The sequence below is a fragment of the Pseudomonas sp. S04 genome (genome assembly GCF_009834545.1).
In the GTDB taxonomy this organism is placed as follows: Bacteria; Pseudomonadota; Gammaproteobacteria; order Pseudomonadales; family Pseudomonadaceae; genus Aquipseudomonas.
In genome coordinates, this window is the sequence record NZ_CP019427.1 from 53,090 (window position 1) to 77,132 (window position 24,043).

Genomic DNA, 24,043 nt, shown 5'->3' on the forward strand with positions numbered 1-24,043 from the left:
GAACAATAAATGGCAACTCATGAGCATTATTACGTTCCCGCCCAAAGCAAATGGCCGATCATCGCCACCGTCGGCATGTTCGTCACGGTGTTTGGCCTGGCTACCTGGTTCAACGATCTGAAGGCGGCGCGCCCGGATTCCCACGGCCCGCTGATCTTTTTCGTCGGGGGGTTACTGCTGGCCTACATGCTGTTTGGCTGGTTTGGCGCGGTGATCAAGGAAAGTCGTGCGGGGCTGTACAGCGCCCAGCTGGATCGCTCGTTCCGCTGGGGCATGAGCTGGTTCATCTTCTCCGAGGTGATGTTCTTCATCGCGTTTTTCGGTGCGCTGTTCTACGTGCGGCATATCTCGGGGCCGGCGCTGGGCGGTGAAGGGGCCAAGGGCATTGCGCACATGCTCTGGCCGAACTTCCAGTTCGTCTGGCCGTTGCTGGAAAACCCGGACTCCAAGCTGTTCCCGCCACCCAAGGACGTCATCAGTCCCTGGGGCCTGCCGCTGCTCAATACGGTGATCCTGGTCAGCTCCAGCGTCACCGTGACCATCGCCCACCATGCTCTGAAAAAAGGCCATCGCGGGGCGCTGAAAATCTGGCTGGCGCTGACCGTACTGCTGGGCTGCGCCTTTCTCGGCTTCCAGGCCGAGGAATACATCCACGCCTACCACGAACTGGGCCTGACCCTGGGCTCGGGCATCTACGGCGCAACCTTCTTCATGCTCACCGGATTCCACGGCGCCCACGTAACCATCGGCACCCTGATTCTGTTCGTGATGCTGATGCGGGTGTTGCGCGGGCACTTCGATGCCGAGCACCAGTTCGGCTTCGAGGCCGCGAGCTGGTACTGGCACTTTGTGGACGTGGTCTGGATCGGCCTGTTTGTTTTTGTCTACGTACTCTGAAGCGCGCTACCAGGGGGCATGAGACACCAGTTGGCCACTGAAGAAGCCCCAAGCGATCAGGCCAACGGTAAGTGCGGCAAGGCCGACACGAATGCTCAAGGCGATGACCAGGCGATGTGAGCTGCTGTCGTCCTTGACCAGAAAAAACAGGCCGCTGAACAGGCTGACGACCGTGGCAATCAGCATCAGGACGATGGCTGCTTTGAGCATGGTGGGACTCCGGGGGAAATGCGATGCACTTGAGTATAGCTAGCTCGCCCGCTGACTTTCTGGCGCTGCCATGAAGCGTTTCCGGCCGGGCCTCGTGCCGACGCTGGTGGTGGCACTGTTGCTGCCGCTACTGGTGTCGCTGGGGTTCTGGCAACTGAGTCGGGGCGCGGAAAAAAGCGCGCTGCTGCACAGCTACGCTGAGCGTCGGGTCGCCGAGCCGATGGCCAGCGCCGAGCTGCAGCACACCGAGGATCCAGCCTTTCGCCGAGTGCGTCTGCATGGCCAGTTCGATGCCGGGCACAGTCTGCTGCTCGATAACCGGCAGCGCGATGGCAAGGTTGGTGTCGAGTTGCTGCAACCGTTCCAGGATCAGGCGACGGGACTCTGGCTGCTGGTCAATCGTGGCTGGCTGCCATGGCCGGACCGGCGCACACCACCGCAATTCACCACGCCGCAGGCGGTGCTGAGCCTCGACGCCTGGGTGTATGTCGCTCCGGGCGCGACCTTCCAGCTGCACGCCGACCCGAAGTCCGCGACCTGGCCACAACTGGTCACCGCAGTCGAGCCGGGCAAACTTTGGGCGACGCTGGGTCGTGAAGGTTTCGCCTACGAATTACGCACCGAAAGCGGCCCGGCGGCCTACCAGGCTGATTGGCCGGTGGTGGCCATGGGGCCGGAAAAACACCTGGCTTATGCCGTGCAGTGGTTCGCCATGGCGATCGCCCTGCTGGGCCTTTATCTCTATCTCGGTTGGCACAACGCAAAGGAGAAACACCATGGGAGCGGCCATGAATCCACCCAGCATGTCTGAGGCGAAATCCTCATCGAGCCGGCGCAAGGGGCGCGTGCAGTTGCTGCTTATCCTGTTGGGGGTGATCGGTCCGATGGTCCTCGCCACCGGCATGTACAAATTGCAGTTCTGGGTGCCGGAGGGTCGCAGTTACCACGGTGAACTGATCGGCAACGGACAGACCCGCGCCGATCTCGGCGTGCAGGCCCAGGACGACCGCTGGCAGGTGCTGGTGACGGCGCCCAAGGCGTGTTCGGTGGACTGCCAGCAACTGGTGTATCTGGCGCGCCAGATCCAGATCGGCCTCGGCCGCGATGCTTCCCGCGCCAGCCATGCATTGGCTGCCGCACAACCTTTGAGCGGCGACTACGAAGCCAAGCTGACCCGCGAATACCCGCAGCTACAGCGCTATCCCATGGACCTGACCACGTTCAGTAAAACCACCGGGGATCAGGCTGCACCGCAGCTGTGGATCATCGATCCCCACGGCAACCTGGTGCTGCGTTATGGCCCCACTGTCAAAGGCAAGGACCTGCTCAACGACCTGCGCCATCTGCTGAAACTGTCGAACATCGGATAAGGGCATCGTCATGGCCAAACCTGGATTTCGCCTCGCGCTGTTTGCCACCTTGCTGGCACTGATTGTCGTGTTGCTGGGTGCCTACACCCGGCTGACCCACGCTGGCCTGGGCTGCCCGGACTGGCCGGGGTGCTACGGCTTTATCAGCGTGCCGAAAAGCGAAGCCCAACTGGCCCATGCCGAGCTGCATTTTCCCGACACCCCGGTGGAAGCCCACAAGGGCTGGAACGAGATGATCCACCGCTACTTCGCCGGCACCCTGGGCCTGCTGATCGCGCTGTTGGCGGTGCGCGCCTGGACCCATCGCCGGCATCCCGACCAACCCTTGAAGCTGCCGTTGTTCCTGCTGGTAGTGGTGTTTGCCCAGGCCGCCTTCGGCATGTGGACGGTGACGCTCAAGCTCTGGCCACAGGTGGTGACCGGGCATCTGCTCGGCGGGTTTGCCACCTTAAGCCTGCTGTTTCTGTTGACCTTGCGCTTGTCCGGGGTGCTGCCGGCATTGATTGTGCCGCGCCGCTTGCAGTACTGGGCAACGGCCGGCTTGCTGCTGGTGATCGGACAGATCGCCCTGGGAGGCTGGGTCAGCTCCAATTACGCGGCGGTGGCGTGCATTGACTTCCCGACCTGCCATGGCCAGTGGTTGCCGCCGGCGGATTTTGCCAACGGTTTTCACCTGACCCAACACATTGGCCCCAATTACCTGGGTGGGCAGTTGGACAGCGATGCGCGCACGGCCATCCACCTGACCCACCGTATCGGTGCCTTGCTGGTGACCTTGGTGTTGCTCGGCCTGGCCTTGCAACTGAAGGGGGTCGGCATGACCCGCCTCGCCGGCCTGGTGCTGGTGGCCCTGGCAGCGCAAATCAGCCTGGGTATCAGCAACGTGCTGTTCCATTTGCCCCTGCCGGTCGCCGTGGCCCACAACGCGGGTGGCGCGGCATTGTTGCTATGTCTGGTGCTGGTCAACTATCACGCCCGCACCAGCCTGGTCCGGGTCAAGCAGCCGGCGCTGCGACGCTGGCGCTTCAGCCCCCGTAAACATGCGGCCGGGCTCATAACAATAAAAGGAGAAATGCCATGGCGACTCTGATCGGCGAACGGCCCAGCCAGGCGATTTGGCGCGATTACCTGGAGCTGACCAAGCCCAAGGTGGTGGTGTTGATGCTGATCACCTCGCTGGTCGGCATGTTCCTCGCCACCCGCGCGGGCGTACCCTGGACCGTGCTGGTGTTCGGCAACCTGGGCATTGCCCTGTGTGCCGGAGGGGCGGCGGCGGTCAATCATGTGGTGGATCGGCGGATCGACGCGGTCATGGCCCGCACCCATAAGCGGCCGCTGGCGGAAGGCCGGGTGTCACCCGCAGCAGCGCTGACCTTCGCCCTGGTGCTGGCGCTGAGTGGCCAGGCGTTGTTGCTGGCGTTCACCAATCCGTTGACGGCCTGGCTGACCCTCGCATCCTTGCTGGGTTATGCGGTGATCTACACCGGCTTCCTCAAGCGTGCGACGCCGCAGAACATTGTCATCGGCGGCCTGGCCGGTGCCGCCCCACCCTTGCTCGGCTGGGTCGCCACCACCGGGCACGTCAGCGCAGAGCCCCTGCTGCTGGTGCTGATCATCTTCGCCTGGACCCCGCCGCACTTCTGGGCGCTGGCGATCCACCGCAAGGAGGAATACGCCAAGGCCGATATCCCGATGTTGCCGGTAACCCACGGCGAGCACTACACCAAGGTCCACATCCTGCTCTACACCTGCGTGCTGTTGGCGGTGAGCCTGATGCCGTACGTGATCCACATGAGCGGCCTGCTGTACCTGGCCTGTGCGCTGGGGCTGGGCGCGAGGTTTCTGCAATGGGCCGTGGTGCTGTACCGTGGCACTCGGCCGCACGCGGCGATCAACACCTTCAAGTACTCTATTTACTACTTGTTCCTGCTGTTTATCGCCCTGCTCGTAGACCATTACCTAATGTTGAACCTATGACTCGAACCCAGAAAACTGTCTTCATCCTTGTTGCCCTGATCGCGCTGGTCCTGGGGCTGACCATCAACAAGGTACTGTCTGGCAAAGGCCAGGGTGACCCGACTGCGCTGATCGACGCCGGGATCATCCTGCTGCCGCAAAGCCGCACCTTGCCGGCCCTGCAGATGACCAACCAGGATGGCCAGCCGGTGATGGTCAACGAGTTGAAAGGCAAGTGGAGCCTGCTGTTCTTCGGCTATACCTTCTGCCCGGACATCTGCCCGACCACCCTGGCCCAGTTGCGCCAGATCAAGAGCGAGCTGCCGGCCGATGCGGTCGACAAGTTGCAGATCATCCTGGTCAGCGTCGACCCTCATCGCGATACTCCCCAGCAGCTCAAGCAGTACCTGGGCTACTTCGATCCGCAATTCATCGGCCTGACCCCGACTTCGGTCGAGGAGCTGCAAAAAGTCGCCAACGCGGTAAGCATCCCGTTCATCCCGGCGGACACCAGCAAGCCCAACTACACCGTCGACCACAGCGGCAACCTTGCCGTCATCGGCCCGGACGGCACCCAGCGTGGCTTCATCCGCGCGCCGCTGAACAACGCGAAGCTGGTGGCGCAGTTGCCGGTGATGCTCAGCCGGCAATGACACCCGCCCCCACAAGGGCTGGTGTTTTGGGCACAAAAAAGGGGCGCAATCAATGCGCCCCTTTTGTTTTGTCGCGTGTTTCGTCAGATCAGAACGCCGGCAGTACCGCGCCTTTGTACTTCTCCAGGATGAAGGCTTTCACTTCTGGAGTGTGCAGGGCCGCTACCAGCTTTTTCATGGCATCGCTGTTCTTGTCGTCTTCACGCGCTACCAGGATGTTCACGTAAGGCGAGTCCTTGCCTTCGATGGTCAGCGCGTCCTTGGACGGGTCCAGCTTGGCTTCCAGGGCGTAGTTGGTGTTGATCAGCGCCAGGTCGACCTGGGTAAGCACGCGCGGGATGGTCGCCGCTTCCAGCTCACGGAATTTCAGGCCCTTGCTGTTCTCGGCGATATCCTTGACGGTCGACAGGATGTTGGTCGAATCCTTGAGCTTGATCAGGCCGGCCTTGTCCAGCAGCAGCAGCGCGCGGCCGCCGTTGGTGGCGTCGTTCGGGATCACCACGGTGGCGCCGCCAGGCAGGTCGGCCAGGGCCTTGAACTTGCTGGAGTAAGCGCCCAGCGGCTCGATGTGCACGCCCGCCACGCTCACCAGGTGAGTACCCTTGGCCTTGTTGAACTCATTGAGGTACGGCTGGTGCTGGAAGAAGTTGGCGTCCAGGCGTTTTTCCGCAACCTGTACGTTGGGTTGCACGTAGTCGGTGAAGACCTTGACCTTCAAGTCCACGCCTTCCTTGGCCAGGGCCGGCTTCACGAACTCAAGGATTTCCGCATGCGGCACCGGGCTGGCGGCCACGGTCAGGGTTTCGGCGGCTTGGGCAGAGAACGCGGCAACGGCGGCGAACGCGACGAGTAGTTTTTTCATCCGGCAAACTCCTTGTGAAGCGCCCTTTCGGGCGCCTGCCAGCATGATGCCGGCGATTGCATTTATTTTCGGGAAAAGTGCACCACCAGCTTATCGCCGACGGTTTGCAGTACCTGGACCAGCACCAGCAGCAACACCACGGTCACTACCATCACGTCCGTCTGGAAGCGCTGGTAACCGAAGCGGATCGCCAGGTCACCCAGGCCACCGGCGCCGACCACACCGGCCATCGCCGTGTAGGACACCAGTGTGATGGCGGTCACCGTGATTGCAGCAAAGATGCCTGGGCGCGCTTCCGGCAGCAAGGCATTGGTGATGATCTGGCGGGTGCTGGCGCCCATCGCCTGGGTGGCTTCGATGATGCCGCGATCAACTTCACGCAGGGCGGTTTCCACCAGGCGCGCAAAGAATGGCGTAGCCCCTACCACCAGCGGCGGGATCGCACCGCCGACACCCAGCGAAGTGCCGGTAATCAATACGGTGAACGGGATCATCACAATCAGCAGAATGATGAACGGCAGCGAGCGCAGGATGTTGACGATCAGCGACAGCAGCGCGTAGACGCCCTTGGCCTCGAGCAACTGGCGCGGGCTGCACAGGAACAACAGCACGCCCAGGGGCAGGCCCAGCAAGACGGTGAACAGCAGCGAGCCACCAAGCATCAGCAGGGTGTCGCCGGTGGCCAGCCAGATTTCATACCAGTCGATATTGGCGAAGAAACTTGTCAGCAGTTCCATTAGCGCAGCACCTCCATGTGGACATCGGCTGCGGTGAAGTGGGCAAAGGCCGCTTCCATGTCACCGCCAGTGATGGCCAGGGTCAGTTGCCCGTAAGGGACGTCTTTGATGCGGTCGATGCGGCCGGCGAGAATGCTGTAGTCCACCCCCGTTTCGCGGGCCACAGTGCCCAGCAGCGGCGCGTAGGTGGCATCGCCCTGGAAGGTCAGGCGCACGATACGGCCCGGTACGTGGGCGAAGTCATCGCGTTGTTCGCTTTCATCGACTTGCTCGTCTTCCTGGACGAAGCGCTTGGTGGTCGGGTGCTTGGGGTGCAGGAATACCTGGGCCACCGGACCTTGCTCGACGATCACGCCTGCGTCCATCACGGCCACCTGGTCGCAGACTCGGCGAATCACGTCCATTTCATGGGTGATCAGCACGATGGTCAGTTTCAGCTCGCGGTTGATCTCGGCCAGCAGTTGCAGGACCGACGCCGTGGTTTGCGGGTCCAGGGCACTGGTGGCTTCGTCGCACAGCAGGATCTTCGGTTTGGTTGCCAGGGCACGGGCGATGCCTACGCGCTGCTTCTGGCCACCCGACAGCTGCGCCGGGTATTTCTTGGCATGGTCGGACAGGCCCACCCGGGCCAGCAACTCGGCCACGCGCCGGTCGATGTCGGCGCGCGACAGTTCACCGGCGAGCGTCAGCGGCAGCGCCACGTTGTCGGCCACGGTCTTGGAGGCCAGCAGGTTGAAGTGCTGGAAGATCATCCCGACTTGCTGGCGGAAACGGCGCAGCGCATTGGCGTCCAGCGCAGTGACTTCCTCGCCATCGACGATGATCTTGCCGCCGCTGGAGTCTTCCAGGCGGTTGATCAGGCGCAGCAGGGTACTTTTTCCTGCGCCGGAATGGCCGATCAGGCCAAACACCTGGCCGTTCTCAATCGTCAGACTGGTCGGGTGCAGGGCAGGAATATCCCTACCGGCAACGCGGTAGGTTTTATGGACGTTTTGAAACTCGATCACGTAGCGAACCTTGTGGGGCGCGTTAGAAAAGGATCAGCGGTTAGCCGGGCGCGCATTTTAGCCTGTCCGTATAGAGGTTCTTAGCATTTATTTCGTATTCATCCTTTCATTTGGCAATAACGCGATCAAAGGTCATAAAAAAGGAACGGCCCCACTCCACGTCAGTCACTACTTCAGCACTGAAAAACACCCGGGACCGTGCCTGGGGACTTAGCTCATGGATCTCGCCGTACGCGCGAATCCCCATCGAGGAGTTCAGCACTGATGAGTACCAAAAAACCTGACGCCGGCAAGAGCCAACTGGCCGGCACCGATACCCCGGACCGCGCCAACAGCAACGCCAAGCTGCAAAGCCTGGAAGCCTTTCGTTCGGACGCCAGCGAACAAGCGTTGCGCACCAATCAGGGGGTAAAGGTCGCCGATAACCAGAATAGCTTGAAGGCTGGCGCGCGCGGGCCTTCGCTGCTCGAAGACTTCATCATGCGGGAAAAGATCACCCATTTTGACCATGAGCGGATTCCCGAACGCATCGTGCATGCCCGGGGCACCGGGGCGCATGGCTTCTTTCAGAGTTACGAGAACCACGCCGAGCTGACCAAGGCCGGTTTCCTACAGGACCCCGGGCATAAAACACCGGTGTTCGTGCGGTTTTCCACGGTACAAGGCCCGCGTGGCTCCGGTGATACCGTGCGAGATGTGCGTGGGTTCGCCGTGAAGTTCTTCACCGAGCAAGGCAACTTCGACCTGGTTGGCAACAACATGCCGGTATTTTTCATCCAGGATGCCATCAAGTTTCCTGACTTCGTCCACGCCGTAAAACCCGAACCCCACAACGAAATACCTACCGGTGGTTCGGCGCACGATACGTTCTGGGATTTTGTGTCACTGCAGCCAGAGTCGGCGCACATGGTGATCTGGGCCATGTCCGATCGGGCGATTCCCAAAAGCCTGCGTAGCATGCAGGGCTTTGGTGTCCACACCTTCCGCTTGATCAATGCGGCCGGTAAGTCGCGTTTTGTGAAGTTCCACTGGCGCCCCACCGCAGGCACCTGCTCGCTGGTGTGGGATGAAGCCCAGAAGCTTGCGGGCAAAGATACCGACTATCATCGCCGCGACCTGTGGGACGCGATCGAGATGGGCGACTATCCCGAGTGGGAGCTGGGGGTTCAAGTCATCGAGGAGGAAAACGAGCATGCCTTCGATTTCGACATCCTCGACCCCACCAAGTTGATTCCCGAGGAGTTGGTGCCGATCACTCCGCTGGGCAAAATGGTGCTCAACCGTAACCCGGACAACTTTTTCGCCGAAACCGAGCAGGTGGCGTTCTGTCCTGGGCATATCGTGCCGGGGATCGATTTCTCCAATGACCCGCTGCTGCAAGGCCGGCTATTTTCCTACACCGACACGCAGATCAGCCGACTCGGCGGACCGAATTTTCACGAGATACCCATCAATCGTCCTATCGCGCCGTTCCACAACGGCCAACGTGATGCGTTGCACCGCACCACCATCGACAAGGGGCGCGCGGCCTATGAGCCGAACTCCATCGATGGCGGCTGGCCGAAAGAAACCCCTCCGGCGGCCGTTGATGGCGGCTTCGAGAGCTATCCCGAGCGCATCGACGCCAACAAGATCCGCCAGCGCAGCGAATCCTTCAGTGATCACTTCTCCCAGGCGCGGCTGTTCTTCCACAGCATGAGCAAGCACGAGCAGGAGCACATCATCGCGGCCTACAGCTTCGAGCTGGGCAAGGTCGAACGTGAATTCATCCGGGCGCGGCAGGTCAATGAAATCCTTGCCAACATCGACCTGGATCTGGCCGGGCGTGTAGCGCAGAACCTCGGACTGCCGGCACCCAAGGCGGGCACCGTGCAAGTGCGCAAAACCGTGCTGGAGCGCTCTCCTGCGCTCAGTCAGGCCAATTTGCTGCCGGAAAACATCAAGACCCGCAAAGTCGCGATCCTGGCGGCCAACGGCGTCGATGGCGCGGCGATCAATGCCATGAAAAAAGCCCTGGAGGCAGAAGGCGCACATGCCAAGCTGTTGGGGCCGACGTCGGCGCCAGTGAAAACCACAGATGGTAAAAGCCTGCCGGTGGATGGGTCCATGGAAGGGTCGCCGTCGGTGGCTTTCGATGCGGTGTTCGTGCCGGGTGGCGCTGCGTCAATCAAGGCGTTGAGTACCGATGGCGTGGCGCTGCACTACCTGTTGGAGGCGTACAAGCACCTCAAGGCGATCGCGCTGCAGGGCGAGGCCAAGCAATTGCTCGATGTGTTGAAGCTGCAAGCCGATGCCGGGCTGTTGGTGGGCGCGGGTGCCACGTTGACCAAGGGGTTCTTTGCCGCGATCGGGCAGCATCGGGTGTGGGATCGTGAGGCGAAGGCCAAGGCGGTGCCGGCGTAGGCAAAAAGAGCGCTTTCGCTGGCGCCCGCTTTGTGGCTCGCCAGCGAACAGCGCTTATCAATCCTTGCGCGGTGCCAAGACCATTTGCGCCGGAATGTGGCGCAGGATCTGCCGCTCGATCTTCAGGTCAAAATCGGGGTCGAGTTTCTTTACCCGCTTGCTCAGCAAGGTCGCCAGCCACGGGTAATCCTGGGTGCGGGGTGCCTGGATGCTGACGTCACACTGGTAATTCACTACATCGGCGGCAATCGCATCCAGTTGGCGCCGAAGTTGCCGACTATCGGTGATGTTCAGTGCCACGGTGGTACTTTCGGCGGTCGGGTCGATGACCTTGGCCTGGGGTTTGGCAGCGGCAGCCAAGAGGGCGGCCTCGGCTTTTTCCAGCTCGGCTTTACGGGCCTCGGTGATGGCACCGTTGACGCCGCCGGTCAGTGCCGGCGCCTTGGGCATCAGCACCCGTGCGCGGCTAAGGGCAGTGGCTGCCGCGTTGACGTCACCTTTTTGCAGGACGATCTGGCTGCGCTGCAAATAGGCTTCGGCCAGTTGGCGCTGGTATTGCTCCAAGGACTGGTCGTTGGGCGATTGCGCCTGCAAGGCCGCCAGTTGATCTTCGGCGGTGGCCAGCTCATTGCTGGCCAGGCTTTGTTCCAGCTGGGCGATGGCCGTCGCGCGCGCGTCCGGGATCTCGGGCGCTGGCGGTGTGCTTTGGCAGGCGCCCAGCAGCAAAAATGCAGCAAGGAGCAGATAACGGGAGGCGAACGGCTTCATTCCTGCGACTCTCTGATTGCGCAAAAAACGAGCAAGTCTACACCCCTCGGCGGGGCAGGACAAAACTCAGCAGAAACAGCGCGGCGGCAACGACCACAATCGAGGGGCCGGCCGGCGTGTCCTTGAACCACGACAGCGCCAGGCCACCGCAGACCGCGAGTATACCCAGCAAGCTTGCACCCAAGGCCATTTGCTCGGGCGAGCGAGCGTGGCGTTGTGCCGCAGCCGCCGGAATGATCAGCAATGAGGTGATCAGCAACACCCCGACGATTTTCATCGCCACCGCGATCACGACCGCAATCAACAGCATCAAGGTCAGGCGCAACGCCGCCACGGGCAGGCCTTCGACCATGGCCAGCTCTTCGTGCACGGTAATGGCCAGCAATGGCCGCCACAGCGCCACCAGCAACAGCAGGACAGCCGTACTGCCGCCGAGGATCCAGGCCAGGTCGCCGGGGCTGATCGCCAGCAGGTCGCCGAACAGATAGGCCATCAGGTCGATCCGCACTTCATGCATGAAGCTTAGTACCACCAGGCCCAGAGAGAGGGTGCTGGGTGCAAGAATCCCTAGCAGGGTGTCTGAGGCCAGTGGTTGACGCTGTTGCAGGGTCACCAGCAGCACGGCCAGCAACAGGCAGCCGACGGTGACGGCGATGGTCGGGCTGACATCCAGCAAGAAGCCCAGGGCCACGCCAAGCAAGGCCGCGTGGGATAGGGTGTCGCCAAAATAGGCCATGCGCCGCCAGACCACGAATGATCCCAGAGGGCCAGCCACGACGGCCAGGGCCAGGCCTGCGAGCAGGGCATACAACAGAAAATCAGCCATGCTTGCAGCCATCTCCGTGAACGTGGGTATGAGCGGCGGGCGCCGCGCTGACGACCGAGCCGTGCAGGTCGTGGGCATGATCGTGATGGTGGTGATAGATCGCCAGGCTTTGCGCGTTCTTGCCGAACAGCTCGACAAAGGCCGGGTCGCCGCTGACCTGCTCCGGGTGGCCGGAGCAGCAGACATGGCGATTGAGGCAGACCACCTGGTCGGTGGTGCTCATCACCAGGTGCAGGTCGTGGGAGACCATCAGCACACCGCAGCCGTGACGGTCGCGCAGGCGGGTGATCAAGCTGTACAGCTCGGCCTGCCCGGCGACATCGACACCCTGGACCGGCTCGTCGAGCACCAGTAGTTGCGGCTCGCGCAGCAGCGCCCGGGCCAGCAGCACGCGCTGCATTTCACCGCCGGAGACGCTCTGCACCGGGCTGTCGATCACCTGTTCGGCACCGACTTCCTTGAGTGCGGCCAGGGCTCGTGCCCGGTCCACGCCGGGCACCAGGCGCAAAAAGCGCAGTACCGACAGCGGCAGGGTGGGGTCGACGTGGAGTTTTTGCGGCATGTAGCCGACCCGCAGCTTCGGCTTGCGCCACACACTGCCGCTGTCGGGCTTGAGCAGGCCGAGCACGGCGCGCACCAGGGTAGTTTTGCCGGCACCGTTGGGGCCGATCAGGGTGACGATCTGCCCTGGCTCGACGCTGAGCTGGATGTTGTCCAGTACGTTTTGTCCGGCAAAGGTCACCGTCACCTGTTCCAGGCGAATCAACGCAGTGCTCATCAAGCCCCCTGGCAGCCCGAACAGAGCCCGACCACTTCGACCGTCTGGCCTTCGACCACAAAGCCAACTTCGCCGGCGCTGTGGATGATGCTGTCGCTGATGGTTTTCTGTTCCAGCTCGATAGCCGCGTGGCATTCCCGGCAGATCAGGAACTGGCCCTGGTGGGCGTGCCCTGGGTGGTTGCAGCCAACGAAGGCGTTGAGCGACGAGATGCGATGCACCAGGCCGTTGTCCAGCAGGAAGTCCAGGGCGCGGTACACGGTGGGCGGCGCGGCGCGACGGCCGTCCTGCTCACTGAGCACTGCCAGGATGTCGTAGGCGCCCAGCGGCTTGTGGCTCTGCCACACCAGCTCCAGCACCCGACGGCGCAATGCAGTCAGGCGCAAGCCTTGGCGTGCGCAGATCGCATCAGCCTCGGACAGCGCGGTGTGCACGCAATGGGAGTGGTCGTGGGGACGACTGGCAAGCGGTGTTTTAGGCATGAGCGGCGACGAATTTTGTGAGAGACGTTATTATATTACCCGTTCTCGCCTCTTTGAGTGGTCATCGTGTCCAGACTTTTTGCCATCCTTGTCACATTTGCTGCCAGTTTCTTCACGATCAACGCCGCTCACGCCGAAGTCAGGGTCCTGACCAGTATCAAGCCGGTACAGCTGATAGCTGCTGCGGTGCAGGACGGCCTCGGCGTGCCGGAAGTCCTGTTGCCGCCGGGCGCTTCACCCCATAACTACGCCTTGCGACCTTCCGACGTACGGCGCGTGCAGTCGGCAGACCTGCTGTACTGGATCGGCCCCGACATGGAAGGTTTCCTGCCCCGAGTCCTCAAGGGGCGCAACTTGCCATCGGTGGCCCTGCAGGGGCTGCCGGGCCTGAAGCTGCGCCATTTTGCCGAGGACAATCACTCCCACGCCGAAGAGGCCGACGAGCACGATCACGATCATCGCCCCGGCAGCCTCGATGCCCATCTGTGGCTATCGCCGGTGAATGCGCGGGTGATTGCGGCGAAAATCGCTACTGACCTGAGCGCTGCCGATCCGGCCAATGCTCCGCGTTATCAAAACAACCTGAAGGCTTTCGATGAGCGTCTCGATGCGCTGGACCTGCGTTTGAAAGCACGCCTGGCGGTGGTCGAAGGCAAGCCTTACTTCGTGTTCCACGAAGCGTTCGACTATTTTGAGGACGCCTACGGTCTCAAGCATGTGGGTGTGTTCAGCGTGGCCGCCGAAGTGCAGCCGGGTGCCCAGCATGTGGCGGCGATGCGTGCGCGCCTGCAGGCCGTCGGCAAGACCTGCGTGTTCAGCGAACCGCCACTGCGCCCTCGTCTAGCGGAGACCCTGGTGGCCGGTTTGCCGGTGAAGCTGGCCGAGCTGGATGCGCTCGGCGGCTATACGCCAGCAACTGCCCAGGGTTATGAGCAGGTGTTGGATAAGCTGGGCAATGACCTGGCAGGGTGCCTGGAGTCGCTGTAAGCGCCGAGATATGTGGCGATCCTATCGCGGGCGAGCCTTGTTCCTACAGGCGCAGGAATTGCTCTGCGTAGGGGCGAGGCTTGCCCGCGAAGCTTTTAAAGCGCGAACGGCAACGGCGTACTGACCTGCTGGCGCTGGGCCAGACGCTGCTCGAATTCCATCGGATCGTGAATCAGCACGTCTTGCCCGGCAAAGGATTCGGCAGCGATCAGGCGTGACAGCCAGAACCGCACGCAGGCCACGCGCAGCAGGGTCGGCCACAGTTCGGCCTCGGCAGCGCTGAACGGGCGCAGCGCCGCATAGGCCCCGAGCAGGGCCCGTGCGCGTGGGCCGTCGATCAGGCCATCGTCGTCCGAGCACCAGTCGTTCAGGGCGATGGCCACGTCATAGAGCATCGGGCCGGAACAGGCGTTGTAGAAGTCGATCAGCCCGGTCAGGTGAGTGCCTTCGAACATCGCATTGTCGCGGAACAGGTCGGCGTGGATGTTGGCCCGTGGCAGGGCGAGGATCTTCACCTTCTGCTCGTTGATCTCGTCCAGGGCGCGTTGCAGCAGTTGGCGCGACTCGTCGCCCAAGTGCGAGAGCAACTGCGTGCCTTCTTCGAGCATCCAGTCCAGGCCGCGATCGGTCTTGCGCTTGATCATCTGGTCCTTGGTCGCCAGATGCAGGTGCGCCAGCAACTCGCCGACTTGCGCGCAGTGCTGCGCGTTGGCCACCTTGATGTGCTTGCCCGCCAGCCGCGGCTGCAACAGCGCAGGTTTGCCGGCCAGCTCGCGCAAGGCGACGCCATCGGTAGTGCGCAGGGCGTAGGGCACCGGCAGGTTGGCGTTGTGCAGGACGTCCAGCAGTTCGATGAAGAACGGCATTTCCTGCACTGGGCCGCGCTCGACCAGGGTCAGGACGAACTCGCCCTGTTCCAGGCTGATGAAAAAATTGGTGTTTTCGCTACCAGCGGCAATCCCCTGGAAATCAAGCAGGCGGCCAAGCCCATAAGGGGCGAGAAAGGTTTCCAGCTCGGGCCGAGCCAGGGGGGTGAACACAGACATGGTTAAAAACTGCTCAGTTCGGGCGCGGCGATCAAGCCAGCGCCGATTAAAGTTAAGAAACTACTTCCACTCAAAGATCTTCCACGCCGGGATCAGCATATCGGGCTGATCCGAGCGAATAAAGTTGGCATCCGTACCGTCCGAGCGCACCAGGAAGTACGGCTTGCCACCCTTGGGGGTGACCTTGATCGCATACAGGAAGCCGTTCTGGCGGTACTCCTGGATGGTCTTGTCGCCTTCGGTACGGATGGTGACTTCCGGATCCGCAGTCGGTGCATCGTCCGCCGCCATGGCAGCCAATGGAATGAAGCTAAACAAGCCAGCCAGCAACAGGCGATTGAGTGTGCGCATGATAACCTTGTCCCTTTGTCGTCAACGGTCCCGCTATTCTAGCGCCGGACCCGCCGAAAAGGTTGATCCTGCTCATGAGCCAAGCCCCCCTCGTCCTGGTGGACGGTTCTTCATACCTGTACCGCGCCTTTCACGCGCTGCCACCTTTGACCACTTCCAAAGGCCTGCCGACCGGAGCGGTCAAGGGCGTGCTGAACATGCTCAAGAGTCTTCGCAAGCAGTACCCGGACAGCCCGTTCGCCGTCGTGTTCGACGCCAAGGGTGGGACCTTTCGCGACGACATGTACGCCGAATACAAGGCCAACCGACCGAGCATGCCTGACGACATGCGCGTCCAGATCGAGCCCCTGCACGCCAGCGTGATCGCCCTCGGCTTCCCGCTGCTGTGCGTCGAAGGCGTCGAGGCGGACGATGTGATCGGTACGCTGGCCCGCAGCAGCGCGGCCGCTGACCGCCCGGTGGTGATTTCCACTGGCGACAAGGACATGGCGCAACTGGTCGACGGGCACATTACCTTGGTCAATACCATGACCGGTAGTTCGATGGACGTGGCTGGCGTGAAGGAGAAATTCGGTGTCGCTCCCGAGCAGATCATCGACTACCTGGCGCTGATGGGCGACTCCTCCGACAACATTCCCGGGGTTCCGGGGATTGGACCCAAGACCGCATCCGGCCTGTTGGTTGGGGTGAACGGCGGTCTGACCGAACTCTATGCGCAGCTCGATATGGTCCCGAGCCTGCCGATTCGTGGCGCCAAGACACTGCCGGCCAAGCTCGAAGAACATCGGGAAATGGCGTTCCTGTCCTACCAGTTGGCGACCATCAAGGTCGATGTACCGCTGGATGTGGGCCTGGATGACCTGCACCTGCGCGAGCCGGACCGCGACAAACTGGCCGAGCTGTATGCCCTGCTCGAGTTCAAGAGCTGGTCCGACGAATTGCAGCGTGATACCAAGCGCGTCGAGCTGGCGGCAGCGGCTCAGCCCGAGCCCGCGACCGATCTGCTGAGCGCGGTCGAGACCGACGTAGCCGTTGCAGAGCCCGTGGCGGCTGAGGCGCAGTACGAAACCATCCTCGATCAGGCGCGTTTTGAGGTCTGGCTGCAGAAACTCAGCAACGCCAAGCTGTTCGCCTTCGATACCGAGACCACCGGCATCGACGCCCAGCAGGCGCAATTGGTGGGTCTGTCCTTCGCGGTGCAGGCCAACGAAGCGGCCTACATCCCGCTGACTCATTCCTACATCGGCGTGCCGGAACAGTTGGACCGCGACACGGTCTTGCGCGCGCTCAAGCCGCTGCTCGAAGACCCTGCAAAGCTCAAGGTCGGCCAGCACGCCAAATTCGACATGAATATCCTGGCCAACTGCGCCATCGGTGGCGATCACGCGTGTGGTATCACCGTGCGTGGAATTGCCTTCGACACCATGCTTGAGTCCTACGTACTCAACTCCGTAGCCACCCGCCATGACATGGACAGCCTGGCGCAGAAGTACCTGGATCACACCACCGTCAGCTTCCAGGACATCGCCGGCAAGGGCGTCAAGCAACTGACCTTCGATCAGATCGCCTTGGAACAGGCTGGTCCGTATGCCGCCGAAGATGCCGACGTGACCTTGCGTCTGCACCAGACCCTGCACGAAAAACTGGCGGCCATCCCGAGTCTGGCCAGTGTCCTGAGCGATATCGAGATGCCGTTGGTGCCCGTGCTGGCGCGGATCGAGCGTCAGGGCGCGCTGGTAGATGACAAGCTGCTCGGCGAACAGAGCGTCGAGTTGGGCAACAAGCTGGTGGCGCTGGAGCGTGAAGCCTTCGAGATTGCCGGTGAGGAATTCAACCTCGGCTCTCCCAAGCAGCTTGGAGTGATTCTTTACGAAAAACTCGGCTACCCGGTGTTGAAGAAGACTGCCAAGGGCCAGCCGTCCACCGCCGAAGAGGTACTGGCCAAGCTCGCGGAAGAGGACTACCAACTGCCCAAGGTACTGATGCAGTACCGCTCGATGAGCAAGCTGAAAAGTACCTACACCGACCGACTGCCTGAGCAGATCAACCCCCGTACCGGCCGTATCCACACCTCCTATCACCAGGCGGTGGCATCTACCGGGCGGCTGTCCTCCAGTGATCCGAACCTGCAGAACATCCCGGTGCGCACCGCCGAAGGCCGGCGCATCCGTCAGGCCTTCATTGCGCCGAGCGGCTACAAACTGCTGGCGGCGGACTATTCGCAGATCGAGCTGCGGATCATGGCCCACCTGTCCCGCGATGAAGGCCTGCTCAATGCCTTTCGCAACAACCTGGACGTGCACACCGCCACGGCTGCGGAAGTGTTTCGGGTGGAGCTGGCGGATGTCACCACCGAGCAGCGCCGCGGCGCCAAGGCCATCAACTTCGGCCTGATCTACGGCATGGGGGCACAGAAGCTGGGCAAGGACATCGGCGTCGACACCAAGACCGCCAAGGCTTATATCGACACCTATTTCGCACGCTACCCGGGCGTGCGTGAATACATGGATCGCACCCGCGCCCAGGCGGCGGAACAGGGCTATGTCGAGACTCTGTTCGGTCGCCGGCTGTACCTGCCGGAGATCAACTCCAATAAGCCGCAGGAGCGCGCCGGCGCTGAACGCACCGCGATCAACGCACCGATGCAAGGTACGGCGGCGGACATCATCAAGAAGGCCATGGTGGCTGTGGATAACTGGCTGGAGAGTTCTGGGCTGGACGCCCGGGTGATCCTGCAGGTACACGATGAACTGGTGCTGGAAGTTCGCGAGGACCTGGTCGATCAAGTGCGCGAAGAAATTCGCCAGCACATGAGCGCTGCGGCCACCCTCGATGTGCCACTTTTGGTGGAAGTCGGCGTTGGCAACAACTGGGATGAGGCTCACTGAGCCGTTTTTTCGCGATTTTTTGCGGGGAGCGCCGCGGCATAGTGTCGCGGCAATTGCGGGGTTCAAGGCGCTTAGGTCGAAAAAATCTTGGGCTTATTGCTAATCGATTTTGTCGCCGTCAGGAACTAAACCCGTGAAACACCACTCAGAGTTACTGAATGGGTGGTGAAGCCCTTCGATGCTCCTATGTTGTGTTAAGTGTTGGCAGATATCTGGACCCCGCCCTAGCGGTCCAGAAGCTTAAACCCCGAATTTCTCCCTCCCCATATGAAATTCGGGGTTTTTTTTGCCTGCGACTTTTACTCGGTCGCCTCGGCGCCCTTGTCCGCAAGCTCCATCCAGTCCGCCAAAACAGTGTAGGCGTCTTCCAGACCCAAGCGTTTGGGGGCCGAGAACAGCTGGATGGTCACGGCTTCGCCCCAGCCTTTGCGGATTTCCGCCTGGACCTTGAGCAGGGTGTTTTTCGCTGCGCCGTAGGTCAGCTTGTCGGCTTTGGTCAGCAGAATGTGCATCGGCATGCCGCTGGCCACGGCCCAATCGAGCATCAGCAGGTCGAAGTCGGTCATTGGATGACGGATGTCCATCATCAGGATCAGACCCTTCAGGCTCTCACGGCTGCCCAGGTAGGCTTCCAGGTGGCGCTGCCAGTGCTGCTTCAGTGGGATCGGTACTTTTGCGTAGCCGTAGCCAGGAAGGTCGACCAGACGCCGTTCTTCGTCTAGTTTGAAGAAGTTCAACAGCTGTGTGCGCCCTGGCGTCTTGGAGGTGCGCGCGAGGCTGGCGTGGGTCAGGGTGTTCAGCGCACTGGATTTACCGGCGTTGGACCGCCCGGCGAACGCCACTTCGAAGCCTTCGTCGTCGGGGCATTGATCGACTTTGGCAGCGCTGAGCATGAAGGTGGACTGTTGGCACAGACCGAGGATGGGGTTCTTGAGTTGCATGGGATTTCCGATGTGGGCGGTGCCGAGATTGGTCGCAAAGAGCAGCGTCGTTTCCGTTTCAGTGACGCCAGTATATAATGCCGCAGATTTTGTGTGCGCTTTGTCCCAGCGTAGGATGAAGTTCACGAGAGCGATTGACCTTGATTGCGCATTAGAACGCAGCACGCTCTCAACCCTGAAAAGGTCGTTTATGACGAAATGGCTGCTAGCTGCCGGTGTCTTGATGCCGCTATATGGCGCGCAGGCTACACAGGATCCGGAAGCTGTGTACAACCGTGTTTGTGGAGCCTGTCATTCCGGCCAACTGCCAATGGCGCCTCGAAAGGGCGACCAGCAGGCATGGACGCCAAGACTGGCGCAAGGTATGGAGACGCTGGTGCAACACGTGACCCAGGGTTTCAAGGCGATGCCGCCGCGTGGTTTGTGCATGGACTGCAGTGCCGAGGATTACCAGGCCATCATCCAGTGGATGAGCGAGTGATCCCGGTCCATAACTCTTTAACCCTTAGCCGTAGTTGGATTAGCTGATGAACAAATTGATCGTGAGTCTGCTGTTGACCGTGGGGATCTCCGGCATTGCCCATGCTGCAGGTGATGCGACTGCTGGTCAGGCGAAAGCCGCAGTATGTGGCGCTTGCCATGGCCCGGATGGCAACAGCATGGCGCCAAATTTTCCAAAACTGGCGGGTCAGGGTGAGCGTTACCTGAACAAGCAACTGCACGACATCAAGTCGGGCAAGCGCACCGTTCTGGAAATGACCGGCCTGCTGACCAACCTGAGTGATCAGGACCTGGCAGATATTTCTGCCTACTTCGCCAGCCAGAAAGGCAGCGTCGGCGCAGCGGATCCGAAAGTCGTGGCTCGCGGTGAAGAGTTGTTCCGCGGCGGCAAGCTGGACCAGGGCATGCCTTCCTGCACCGGTTGCCACTCGCCTAACGGCGCTGGCAACGCAGCAGCGGCCTTCCCGCACCTGGGTGGTCAGCATGCGCAATACACCGCCAAGCAACTGACCGATTTCCGTGAAGGTAACCGTACCAACGACGGTGACGCGAAAATCATGCAAAGTGTTGCAGCGAAGCTGAGCAACAAGGACATCGAAGCCGTGTCCAACTACATCCAGGGCCTGCACTAAGGCCGGTTGAGCGGACGCTGCGCGAGGTATCGTCCCCGCGCGACGTTAACGCTCGATTAATCCTTCGATGCAAGCATAAAAAGGGTGGCCTAGGCCGCCCTTTTTTGTGGCCGCTGCCGTTACACTAGAAAACTGATGCCCGCCATGACCTGCCAGACCGCAGGTCGCGCGAGGCGAGCCAATGTGTCCAGGAGCAAAGCATGCGTAATCTGATTCTCAGCGCCGCACTCGTCACCGCCAGCCTGTTCGGCATGACCGCCCAGGCTGCTGAACCGCTTGAAGCCGGTAAACAATATGTCGAACTGAGCAACGCCGTTCCGGTGGCGGTGCCTGGCAAGATCGAAGTCGTGGAACTGTTCTGGTATGGCTGCCCGCATTGCTATGCATTCGAGCCGACCATCAACCCATGGGCCGAGAAACTGCCTGCCGACGTGAACTTCGTGCGTATTCCGGCCATGTTCGGCGGTATCTGGAACGTCCACGGCCAAATGTTCATCACCCTGGAAGCCATGGGTGTGGAGCACAAGGTCCACAAGGCCGTGTTCGAAGCGATCCACAGCGGCAAGAAACTCGCGACCCCGGAAGAAATGGCCGAGTTCCTGGTCGGCGAAGGCGTCGACAAGGACAAGTTCCTCAGCACCTTCAATTCGTTCGCCGTCAAAGGCAAGGTCGAGGACGCCAAGAAAAAGGCCCAGGCCTACCAGATCTCCGGCGTACCGACCATGGTCGTCAATGGCAAGTACCGCTTTGACCTCGGCACCGCCGGTGGCCCGGAAGGCGCCCTGAGCGTGGCTGATCAGTTGATCGCCAAGGAGCGCGCCGCTAAGTAAGCGGCGCACGCCATGCGCCGCTGGAGTACTGAACGCATCGTTGGCCGGCATGATCCGCGGGTCAACGAGCACCACCTGGAGCCCTCGGGCTTGCCCGCAGACAGCCGTCTGCGCCTACTCAGCTTCAACATCCAGGTCGGTATCAGTACCGAGCGTTATCGGCATTACCTGACCCGGGGCTGGCAGCATCTGCTGCCACACACCGGGCGTGCCGACAATCTGCAGAAGATTGGCAACCTGCTGGGCGACTATGACCTGGTCGCGTTGCAGGAAGCCGATGGCGGCAGCCTGCGTTCAGGCTACGTCAACCAGGTCGAACACCTGGCCCAGCTCGGCGCCTTCCCCTACTGGTACCAACAGCTCAACCGCAACCTCGGTCGGCTCGGCCAGCACAGCAATGGCGTGCTTAGCCGTCTACGTCCGTGGGTGATCGAAGATCACCCATTGCCCGGGCCCAAGGGGCGCGGTGCGATTCTGGTGCGGTTTGGCGAAGGGCCAGAGGCGCTGGTGGTGGTGATGATGCACCTGGCACTGGGCGCCCGGGTCAGGACCCTGCAACTGGCGTACATACGCGACCTGATCGGCGACTATAAGCACCAGGTGCTCATGGGCGACATGAATACCCACGCCAGTGACCTGCTGCAAAGCTCGCCCCTGCGTGATCTTGGCCTGCTCGCGCCCCAAGTCGAGGCGACCTTCCCCAGTTGGCGTCCGCAACGCTGCCTGGACCACATTCTACTCAGCCCGTCGCTGACCCTCGAACGGGTCGAAGTGCTGGCGCAACCGATTTCCGATCACCTGCCGGTCGCGGTAGAGATTCGTCTGCCGGGTTCGCTCACGGCTGATGCATTGCCCGCGTTGAGTCCTGCCCCTCGCGGAACCCCTGAATGAGCGACGAAGCCAACCGCTGGAAAGAGAAGTACCTCAAAAGCATCGAACAACAGGAAAAACTCGAACGTCGTTGGGATGCCCGCCTCGACTTGCTGCGTCGTGGCCTGGTGCGCAGCACGCTGGCGGCAGAAGGCACAGACCGCGCGGTTGACCAGTGCATGAAGGAAATGCGCGAAGTCATCCGCACCGACGACATGGATGCAGGCCTGGCCGCCCTGCTGCCGCGCCTGGAAAAAGCCGTACTCGACTCCGAGCAGCGGCGCGAGACCCGGGTCGATCAAATCGGCACGGCGTTGTCCGAGCTGGTCCGGCAACTGCAGCGCTTGCCCCTGCCCCGTGAGGTCAGCCGGCCGCTCAAGACCTTTGCCAAGCAACTGGATGGGCGCGTCGGCCATGCCCGCGAGATACCGCTGCTGTTGGGTGAGTACAGCGGCTTGCAAGGCCAGGCGCTGAACCTTCTCGACAATCCCGCGGAGCTCAATCGCCCGGGGTTGTTGCAACGTCTGTTCGGTGCTCGCGATCAGGAGCTGGATTTGCTGCCGGCCGTTGCGACACACGCTGCGCCAGCAGCCCCTGAGCTGTTGATAGAGACGCCATCATCAGCCGCTCCGGCGGTAGTCGCCCCAGCAACAGTGGCGCCTCAGGCCCAGCTTGAGGTCGAGGCTGACGTGGCGTTGCTGCAGGAACCTGTCTTCGCCCCGCTGCCGGAGCCGGTTGCCGAATGCGCAGCTGCTGACGCGCAACCGGACGACGAAGCGCCCCCGGCGCCAGCGGACGAATTGCCTACAGCCCCTGCCCTGACAGACGTCCTTGCCGAGCAGGAGCCGCAGCCGGGCGAGCCGGAGCTGTTCTACGCGCTGCCGGATTCGCCAGAACCATCCTATAGCTCGGTGGCCAAGCACATAGAAAGCACGCTGTTGGGGCTGTTGGATGATCTGTCCTTGCCCGAACGCCATCGACCGCAAGCCGAAGCCATGCGCGAGCGCCTGAAAAACGGGTTGAACTGGTACGAACTGCTGCCGATCCTCGATGATCTGGCGGTGTTGATGCTGGCGATCACCGACAGTGGCCAGCATGAGTTCGAGGTCTACCTCAAGCAGCTCAACGAGCGCCTGGAGTCGTTTCAGAGCAACCTGCAGGCGGCCAGCGCAGGCCACGCCGACAACCGCTCGGCGGCGCGGGAGCTGGATACGCAGATCCGTGAACAGGTCGACGGCTTGCAGAGCAGCATGCAGGAGGCTGCTGACCTCGAGGGGCTCAAGCACGTGCTGGAGAACCACCTTGAAGGTTTGCTGAGCACCATGGATCAGCACCAGAAGCAACGTGACGAGCGCGAGCAGGAAGTCGCGGCGCGCCTGCAGGGCCTGGCCGCGCGGGTGGCCAGCATGGAGCAGGAAGCCCAGGGATATCGCGAGCACCTTGAAGAACAGCGCCAGAAAGCCCTGGTCGACCCATTGACCGGCTTGCCCAATCGCGCGGCCTGGAGCGAGCGCCTGGAGCATGAAGTCGGCCAATGGCAGCAACACGGCAATACCTTGTTGCTGGCGATGCTCGATCTCGACCATTTCAAGCACATCAACGATAACTACGGCCACCTGGCCGGCGACAAGGTGCTGAAAATCATCGCCACGGTGTTGCGCAAACGCCTGCGCGGTACGGATTTCATCGCCCGCTTTGGCGGTGAAGAGTTTGTCCTGCTGATGCCTGCAACCGCGCTGGTAGCGGGGGTCAAGTTGCTGGAAAGTTTGCGCGCCGCAATTGAAGCCTGCCCGTTTCATTTCAAGGGTGAGCCAGTGACCATCACGGCGTCCATCGGCGTGTCGGCGTTCAAGGCGGGAGAACACAGCGATCTGGTACTCAAAAGAGCCGATCAGGCGCTGTACCGGGCAAAAAATGCCGGGCGCAACCGTGTCGAGGCGGGTTGAGGGCATTTGTCCCATTTTGTTTAAATGGCGGGCTTTTGCCGGTCTGGAATCGGGCGGTACGTTACGCTTGTTGCATTATTGTCCGCAGAGTACTGCCCTCCT

Annotated in this window: 25 protein-coding genes; 14 read left to right on the top strand and 11 right to left on the bottom strand. The window is 61.6% G+C overall.

What is annotated here, in order from left to right; genetic code table 11:
- The first annotated feature begins 9 nt into the window (after positions 1-9).
- A complete protein-coding gene (locus PspS04_RS00270) occupies positions 10-897 on the top strand; it encodes a cytochrome c oxidase subunit 3 (protein WP_095165125.1) in 888 nt (295 codons plus the stop codon).
- 6 nt (positions 898-903) lie between these two features.
- Here PspS04_RS00270 and PspS04_RS00275 read toward each other — a convergent pair whose 3' ends face one another.
- Positions 904-1,107 (bottom strand): twin transmembrane helix small protein, encoded by a 204-nt coding sequence (locus PspS04_RS00275; protein ID WP_095165127.1) that lies wholly within the window; start codon positions 1,105-1,107, stop codon positions 904-906.
- 70 nt (positions 1,108-1,177) lie between these two features.
- Here PspS04_RS00275 and PspS04_RS00280 point away from each other — a divergent pair, with 70 nt between their 5' ends.
- From PspS04_RS00280 to PspS04_RS00300, 5 genes are read left to right on the top strand one after another with little or no spacing between them, the layout of a single operon-like run.
- Positions 1,178-1,918 carry an SURF1 family protein gene (locus PspS04_RS00280; protein ID WP_159992979.1) on the top strand — a complete coding sequence of 247 codons (741 nt, stop codon included), beginning with the start codon at positions 1,178-1,180 and terminating at the stop codon, positions 1,916-1,918.
- Positions 1,884-2,477, top strand: coding sequence for a hypothetical protein (locus PspS04_RS00285; protein WP_095165205.1), 594 nt, complete (start codon positions 1,884-1,886; stop codon positions 2,475-2,477). The genes PspS04_RS00280 and PspS04_RS00285 overlap by 35 nt, the downstream gene beginning before the upstream one ends.
- Before the next feature lie 10 nt (positions 2,478-2,487).
- Complete coding sequence (locus tag PspS04_RS00290; RefSeq protein WP_159992981.1) at positions 2,488-3,567, top strand: COX15/CtaA family protein; 1,080 nt, start codon at positions 2,488-2,490, stop codon at positions 3,565-3,567.
- Complete coding sequence (gene cyoE, locus PspS04_RS00295; protein ID WP_095165132.1) at positions 3,555-4,454, top strand: heme o synthase; 900 nt, start codon at positions 3,555-3,557, stop codon at positions 4,452-4,454. The genes PspS04_RS00290 and cyoE overlap by 13 nt, the downstream gene beginning before the upstream one ends.
- On the top strand, positions 4,451-5,086 hold the full coding sequence (locus tag PspS04_RS00300) for an SCO family protein (protein ID WP_095165133.1): 636 nt from the start codon (positions 4,451-4,453) through the stop codon (positions 5,084-5,086). The genes cyoE and PspS04_RS00300 overlap by 4 nt, the downstream gene beginning before the upstream one ends.
- Positions 5,087-5,174: 88 nt before the next feature.
- Here PspS04_RS00300 and PspS04_RS00305 read toward each other — a convergent pair whose 3' ends face one another.
- The 3 genes from PspS04_RS00305 to PspS04_RS00315 form a co-directional block, all read right to left on the bottom strand.
- Positions 5,175-5,948, bottom strand: coding sequence for a MetQ/NlpA family ABC transporter substrate-binding protein (locus tag PspS04_RS00305; protein ID WP_095165134.1), 774 nt, complete (start codon positions 5,946-5,948; stop codon positions 5,175-5,177).
- A gap of 62 nt (positions 5,949-6,010) precedes the next feature.
- A complete protein-coding gene (locus PspS04_RS00310) occupies positions 6,011-6,685 on the bottom strand; it encodes a methionine ABC transporter permease (RefSeq protein ID WP_095165135.1) in 675 nt (224 codons plus the stop codon).
- Positions 6,685-7,692, bottom strand: a complete 1,008-nt coding sequence (locus PspS04_RS00315) for a methionine ABC transporter ATP-binding protein (RefSeq protein ID WP_095165136.1) — start codon at positions 7,690-7,692, stop codon at positions 6,685-6,687. Before PspS04_RS00315 ends, PspS04_RS00310 begins: the two co-directional genes overlap by 1 nt.
- 198 nt (positions 7,693-7,890) lie before the next feature.
- Here PspS04_RS00315 and katE point away from each other — a divergent pair, with 198 nt between their 5' ends.
- The gene (gene katE / locus PspS04_RS00320; protein ID WP_257792309.1) at positions 7,891-10,095 is read left to right on the top strand and encodes a catalase HPII; all 2,205 of its coding nucleotides are present in this window, start codon (positions 7,891-7,893) and stop codon (positions 10,093-10,095) included.
- Positions 10,096-10,152: 57 nt separating this feature from the next.
- On the opposite strand, the gene PspS04_RS00325 is transcribed toward katE, so the two are convergent.
- The 4 genes from PspS04_RS00325 to zur are packed head-to-tail and all read right to left on the bottom strand — an operon-like array spanning position 10,153 to position 12,949.
- Positions 10,153-10,863: a PA5502 family lipoprotein gene (locus PspS04_RS00325; protein ID WP_159992985.1), complete on the bottom strand. Its 711-nt coding sequence runs from the start codon at positions 10,861-10,863 to the stop codon at positions 10,153-10,155.
- Positions 10,864-10,900: 37 nt separating this feature from the next.
- The gene (znuB, locus tag PspS04_RS00330) at positions 10,901-11,689 is read right to left on the bottom strand and encodes a zinc ABC transporter permease subunit ZnuB (protein WP_095165140.1); all 789 of its coding nucleotides are present in this window, start codon (positions 11,687-11,689) and stop codon (positions 10,901-10,903) included.
- A complete protein-coding gene (gene znuC, locus PspS04_RS00335; protein WP_159992987.1) occupies positions 11,682-12,467 on the bottom strand; it encodes a zinc ABC transporter ATP-binding protein ZnuC in 786 nt (261 codons plus the stop codon). Before znuC ends, znuB begins: the two co-directional genes overlap by 8 nt.
- Positions 12,467-12,949, bottom strand: coding sequence for a zinc uptake transcriptional repressor Zur (zur, locus tag PspS04_RS00340; RefSeq protein ID WP_095165142.1), 483 nt, complete (start codon positions 12,947-12,949; stop codon positions 12,467-12,469). The genes znuC and zur overlap by 1 nt, the downstream gene beginning before the upstream one ends.
- A gap of 57 nt (positions 12,950-13,006) precedes the next feature.
- Here zur and PspS04_RS00345 point away from each other — a divergent pair, with 57 nt between their 5' ends.
- Positions 13,007-13,936 carry a zinc ABC transporter substrate-binding protein gene (locus PspS04_RS00345; RefSeq protein ID WP_159992989.1) on the top strand — a complete coding sequence of 310 codons (930 nt, stop codon included), beginning with the start codon at positions 13,007-13,009 and terminating at the stop codon, positions 13,934-13,936.
- A gap of 95 nt (positions 13,937-14,031) precedes the next feature.
- On the opposite strand, the gene PspS04_RS00350 is transcribed toward PspS04_RS00345, so the two are convergent.
- Positions 14,032-14,982 (bottom strand): homoserine kinase, encoded by a 951-nt coding sequence (locus PspS04_RS00350; RefSeq protein WP_159992991.1) that lies wholly within the window; start codon positions 14,980-14,982, stop codon positions 14,032-14,034.
- A 60-nt stretch (positions 14,983-15,042) separates the two neighbouring features.
- On the bottom strand, positions 15,043-15,333 hold the full coding sequence (locus PspS04_RS00355; protein ID WP_095165145.1) for a DUF2782 domain-containing protein: 291 nt from the start codon (positions 15,331-15,333) through the stop codon (positions 15,043-15,045).
- A 74-nt stretch (positions 15,334-15,407) separates the two neighbouring features.
- Between PspS04_RS00355 and polA the strand changes: the two genes are divergently transcribed.
- A complete protein-coding gene (polA, locus tag PspS04_RS00360; RefSeq protein WP_159992993.1) occupies positions 15,408-18,221 on the top strand; it encodes a DNA polymerase I in 2,814 nt (937 codons plus the stop codon).
- A 299-nt stretch (positions 18,222-18,520) separates the two neighbouring features.
- Here polA and yihA read toward each other — a convergent pair whose 3' ends face one another.
- Positions 18,521-19,162, bottom strand: a complete 642-nt coding sequence (gene yihA, locus PspS04_RS00365; protein WP_095165147.1) for a ribosome biogenesis GTP-binding protein YihA/YsxC — start codon at positions 19,160-19,162, stop codon at positions 18,521-18,523.
- A 190-nt stretch (positions 19,163-19,352) separates the two neighbouring features.
- Between yihA and PspS04_RS00370 the strand changes: the two genes are divergently transcribed.
- The 5 genes from PspS04_RS00370 to PspS04_RS00390 all read left to right on the top strand — a co-directional run bounded on the left by PspS04_RS00370 (position 19,353) and on the right by PspS04_RS00390 (position 23,941).
- A complete protein-coding gene (locus tag PspS04_RS00370) occupies positions 19,353-19,643 on the top strand; it encodes a c-type cytochrome (RefSeq protein ID WP_095165206.1) in 291 nt (96 codons plus the stop codon).
- Positions 19,644-19,689: 46 nt separating this feature from the next.
- Positions 19,690-20,295, top strand: coding sequence for a c-type cytochrome (locus PspS04_RS00375; RefSeq protein ID WP_159992995.1), 606 nt, complete (start codon positions 19,690-19,692; stop codon positions 20,293-20,295).
- Between the two features lie 200 nt (positions 20,296-20,495).
- Complete coding sequence (locus tag PspS04_RS00380; RefSeq protein WP_095165208.1) at positions 20,496-21,125, top strand: thiol:disulfide interchange protein DsbA/DsbL; 630 nt, start codon at positions 20,496-20,498, stop codon at positions 21,123-21,125.
- Positions 21,126-21,137: 12 nt separating this feature from the next.
- Positions 21,138-22,016, top strand: coding sequence for an endonuclease/exonuclease/phosphatase family protein (locus PspS04_RS00385; RefSeq protein WP_095165150.1), 879 nt, complete (start codon positions 21,138-21,140; stop codon positions 22,014-22,016).
- A complete protein-coding gene (locus tag PspS04_RS00390; protein WP_159992997.1) occupies positions 22,013-23,941 on the top strand; it encodes a GGDEF domain-containing protein in 1,929 nt (642 codons plus the stop codon). The genes PspS04_RS00385 and PspS04_RS00390 overlap by 4 nt, the downstream gene beginning before the upstream one ends.
- The last annotated feature ends 102 nt before the right edge of the window (positions 23,942-24,043 follow it).

Coding starts and splice junctions, on each gene's coding strand:
- PspS04_RS00270 (WP_095165125.1), top strand. CDS start 10: ATGGCAACTCATGAGCATTATTACGTTCCCGCCCAAAGCAAATGGCCG.
- PspS04_RS00275 (WP_095165127.1), bottom strand. CDS start 1,107: ATGCTCAAAGCAGCCATCGTCCTGATGCTGATTGCCACGGTCGTCAGC.
- PspS04_RS00280 (WP_159992979.1), top strand. CDS start 1,178: ATGAAGCGTTTCCGGCCGGGCCTCGTGCCGACGCTGGTGGTGGCACTG.
- PspS04_RS00285 (WP_095165205.1), top strand. CDS start 1,884: ATGGGAGCGGCCATGAATCCACCCAGCATGTCTGAGGCGAAATCCTCA.
- PspS04_RS00290 (WP_159992981.1), top strand. CDS start 2,488: ATGGCCAAACCTGGATTTCGCCTCGCGCTGTTTGCCACCTTGCTGGCA.
- cyoE (WP_095165132.1), top strand. CDS start 3,555: ATGGCGACTCTGATCGGCGAACGGCCCAGCCAGGCGATTTGGCGCGAT.
- PspS04_RS00300 (WP_095165133.1), top strand. CDS start 4,451: ATGACTCGAACCCAGAAAACTGTCTTCATCCTTGTTGCCCTGATCGCG.
- PspS04_RS00305 (WP_095165134.1), bottom strand. CDS start 5,948: ATGAAAAAACTACTCGTCGCGTTCGCCGCCGTTGCCGCGTTCTCTGCC.
- PspS04_RS00310 (WP_095165135.1), bottom strand. CDS start 6,685: ATGGAACTGCTGACAAGTTTCTTCGCCAATATCGACTGGTATGAAATC.
- PspS04_RS00325 (WP_159992985.1), bottom strand. CDS start 10,863: ATGAAGCCGTTCGCCTCCCGTTATCTGCTCCTTGCTGCATTTTTGCTG.
- znuB (WP_095165140.1), bottom strand. CDS start 11,689: ATGGCTGATTTTCTGTTGTATGCCCTGCTCGCAGGCCTGGCCCTGGCC.
- znuC (WP_159992987.1), bottom strand. CDS start 12,467: ATGAGCACTGCGTTGATTCGCCTGGAACAGGTGACGGTGACCTTTGCC.
- zur (WP_095165142.1), bottom strand. CDS start 12,949: ATGCCTAAAACACCGCTTGCCAGTCGTCCCCACGACCACTCCCATTGC.
- PspS04_RS00350 (WP_159992991.1), bottom strand. CDS start 14,982: ATGTCTGTGTTCACCCCCCTGGCTCGGCCCGAGCTGGAAACCTTTCTC.
- PspS04_RS00355 (WP_095165145.1), bottom strand. CDS start 15,333: ATGCGCACACTCAATCGCCTGTTGCTGGCTGGCTTGTTTAGCTTCATT.
- polA (WP_159992993.1), top strand. CDS start 15,408: ATGAGCCAAGCCCCCCTCGTCCTGGTGGACGGTTCTTCATACCTGTAC.
- yihA (WP_095165147.1), bottom strand. CDS start 19,162: ATGCAACTCAAGAACCCCATCCTCGGTCTGTGCCAACAGTCCACCTTC.
- PspS04_RS00370 (WP_095165206.1), top strand. CDS start 19,353: ATGACGAAATGGCTGCTAGCTGCCGGTGTCTTGATGCCGCTATATGGC.
- PspS04_RS00375 (WP_159992995.1), top strand. CDS start 19,690: ATGAACAAATTGATCGTGAGTCTGCTGTTGACCGTGGGGATCTCCGGC.
- PspS04_RS00380 (WP_095165208.1), top strand. CDS start 20,496: ATGCGTAATCTGATTCTCAGCGCCGCACTCGTCACCGCCAGCCTGTTC.
- PspS04_RS00385 (WP_095165150.1), top strand. CDS start 21,138: ATGCGCCGCTGGAGTACTGAACGCATCGTTGGCCGGCATGATCCGCGG.
- PspS04_RS00390 (WP_159992997.1), top strand. CDS start 22,013: ATGAGCGACGAAGCCAACCGCTGGAAAGAGAAGTACCTCAAAAGCATC.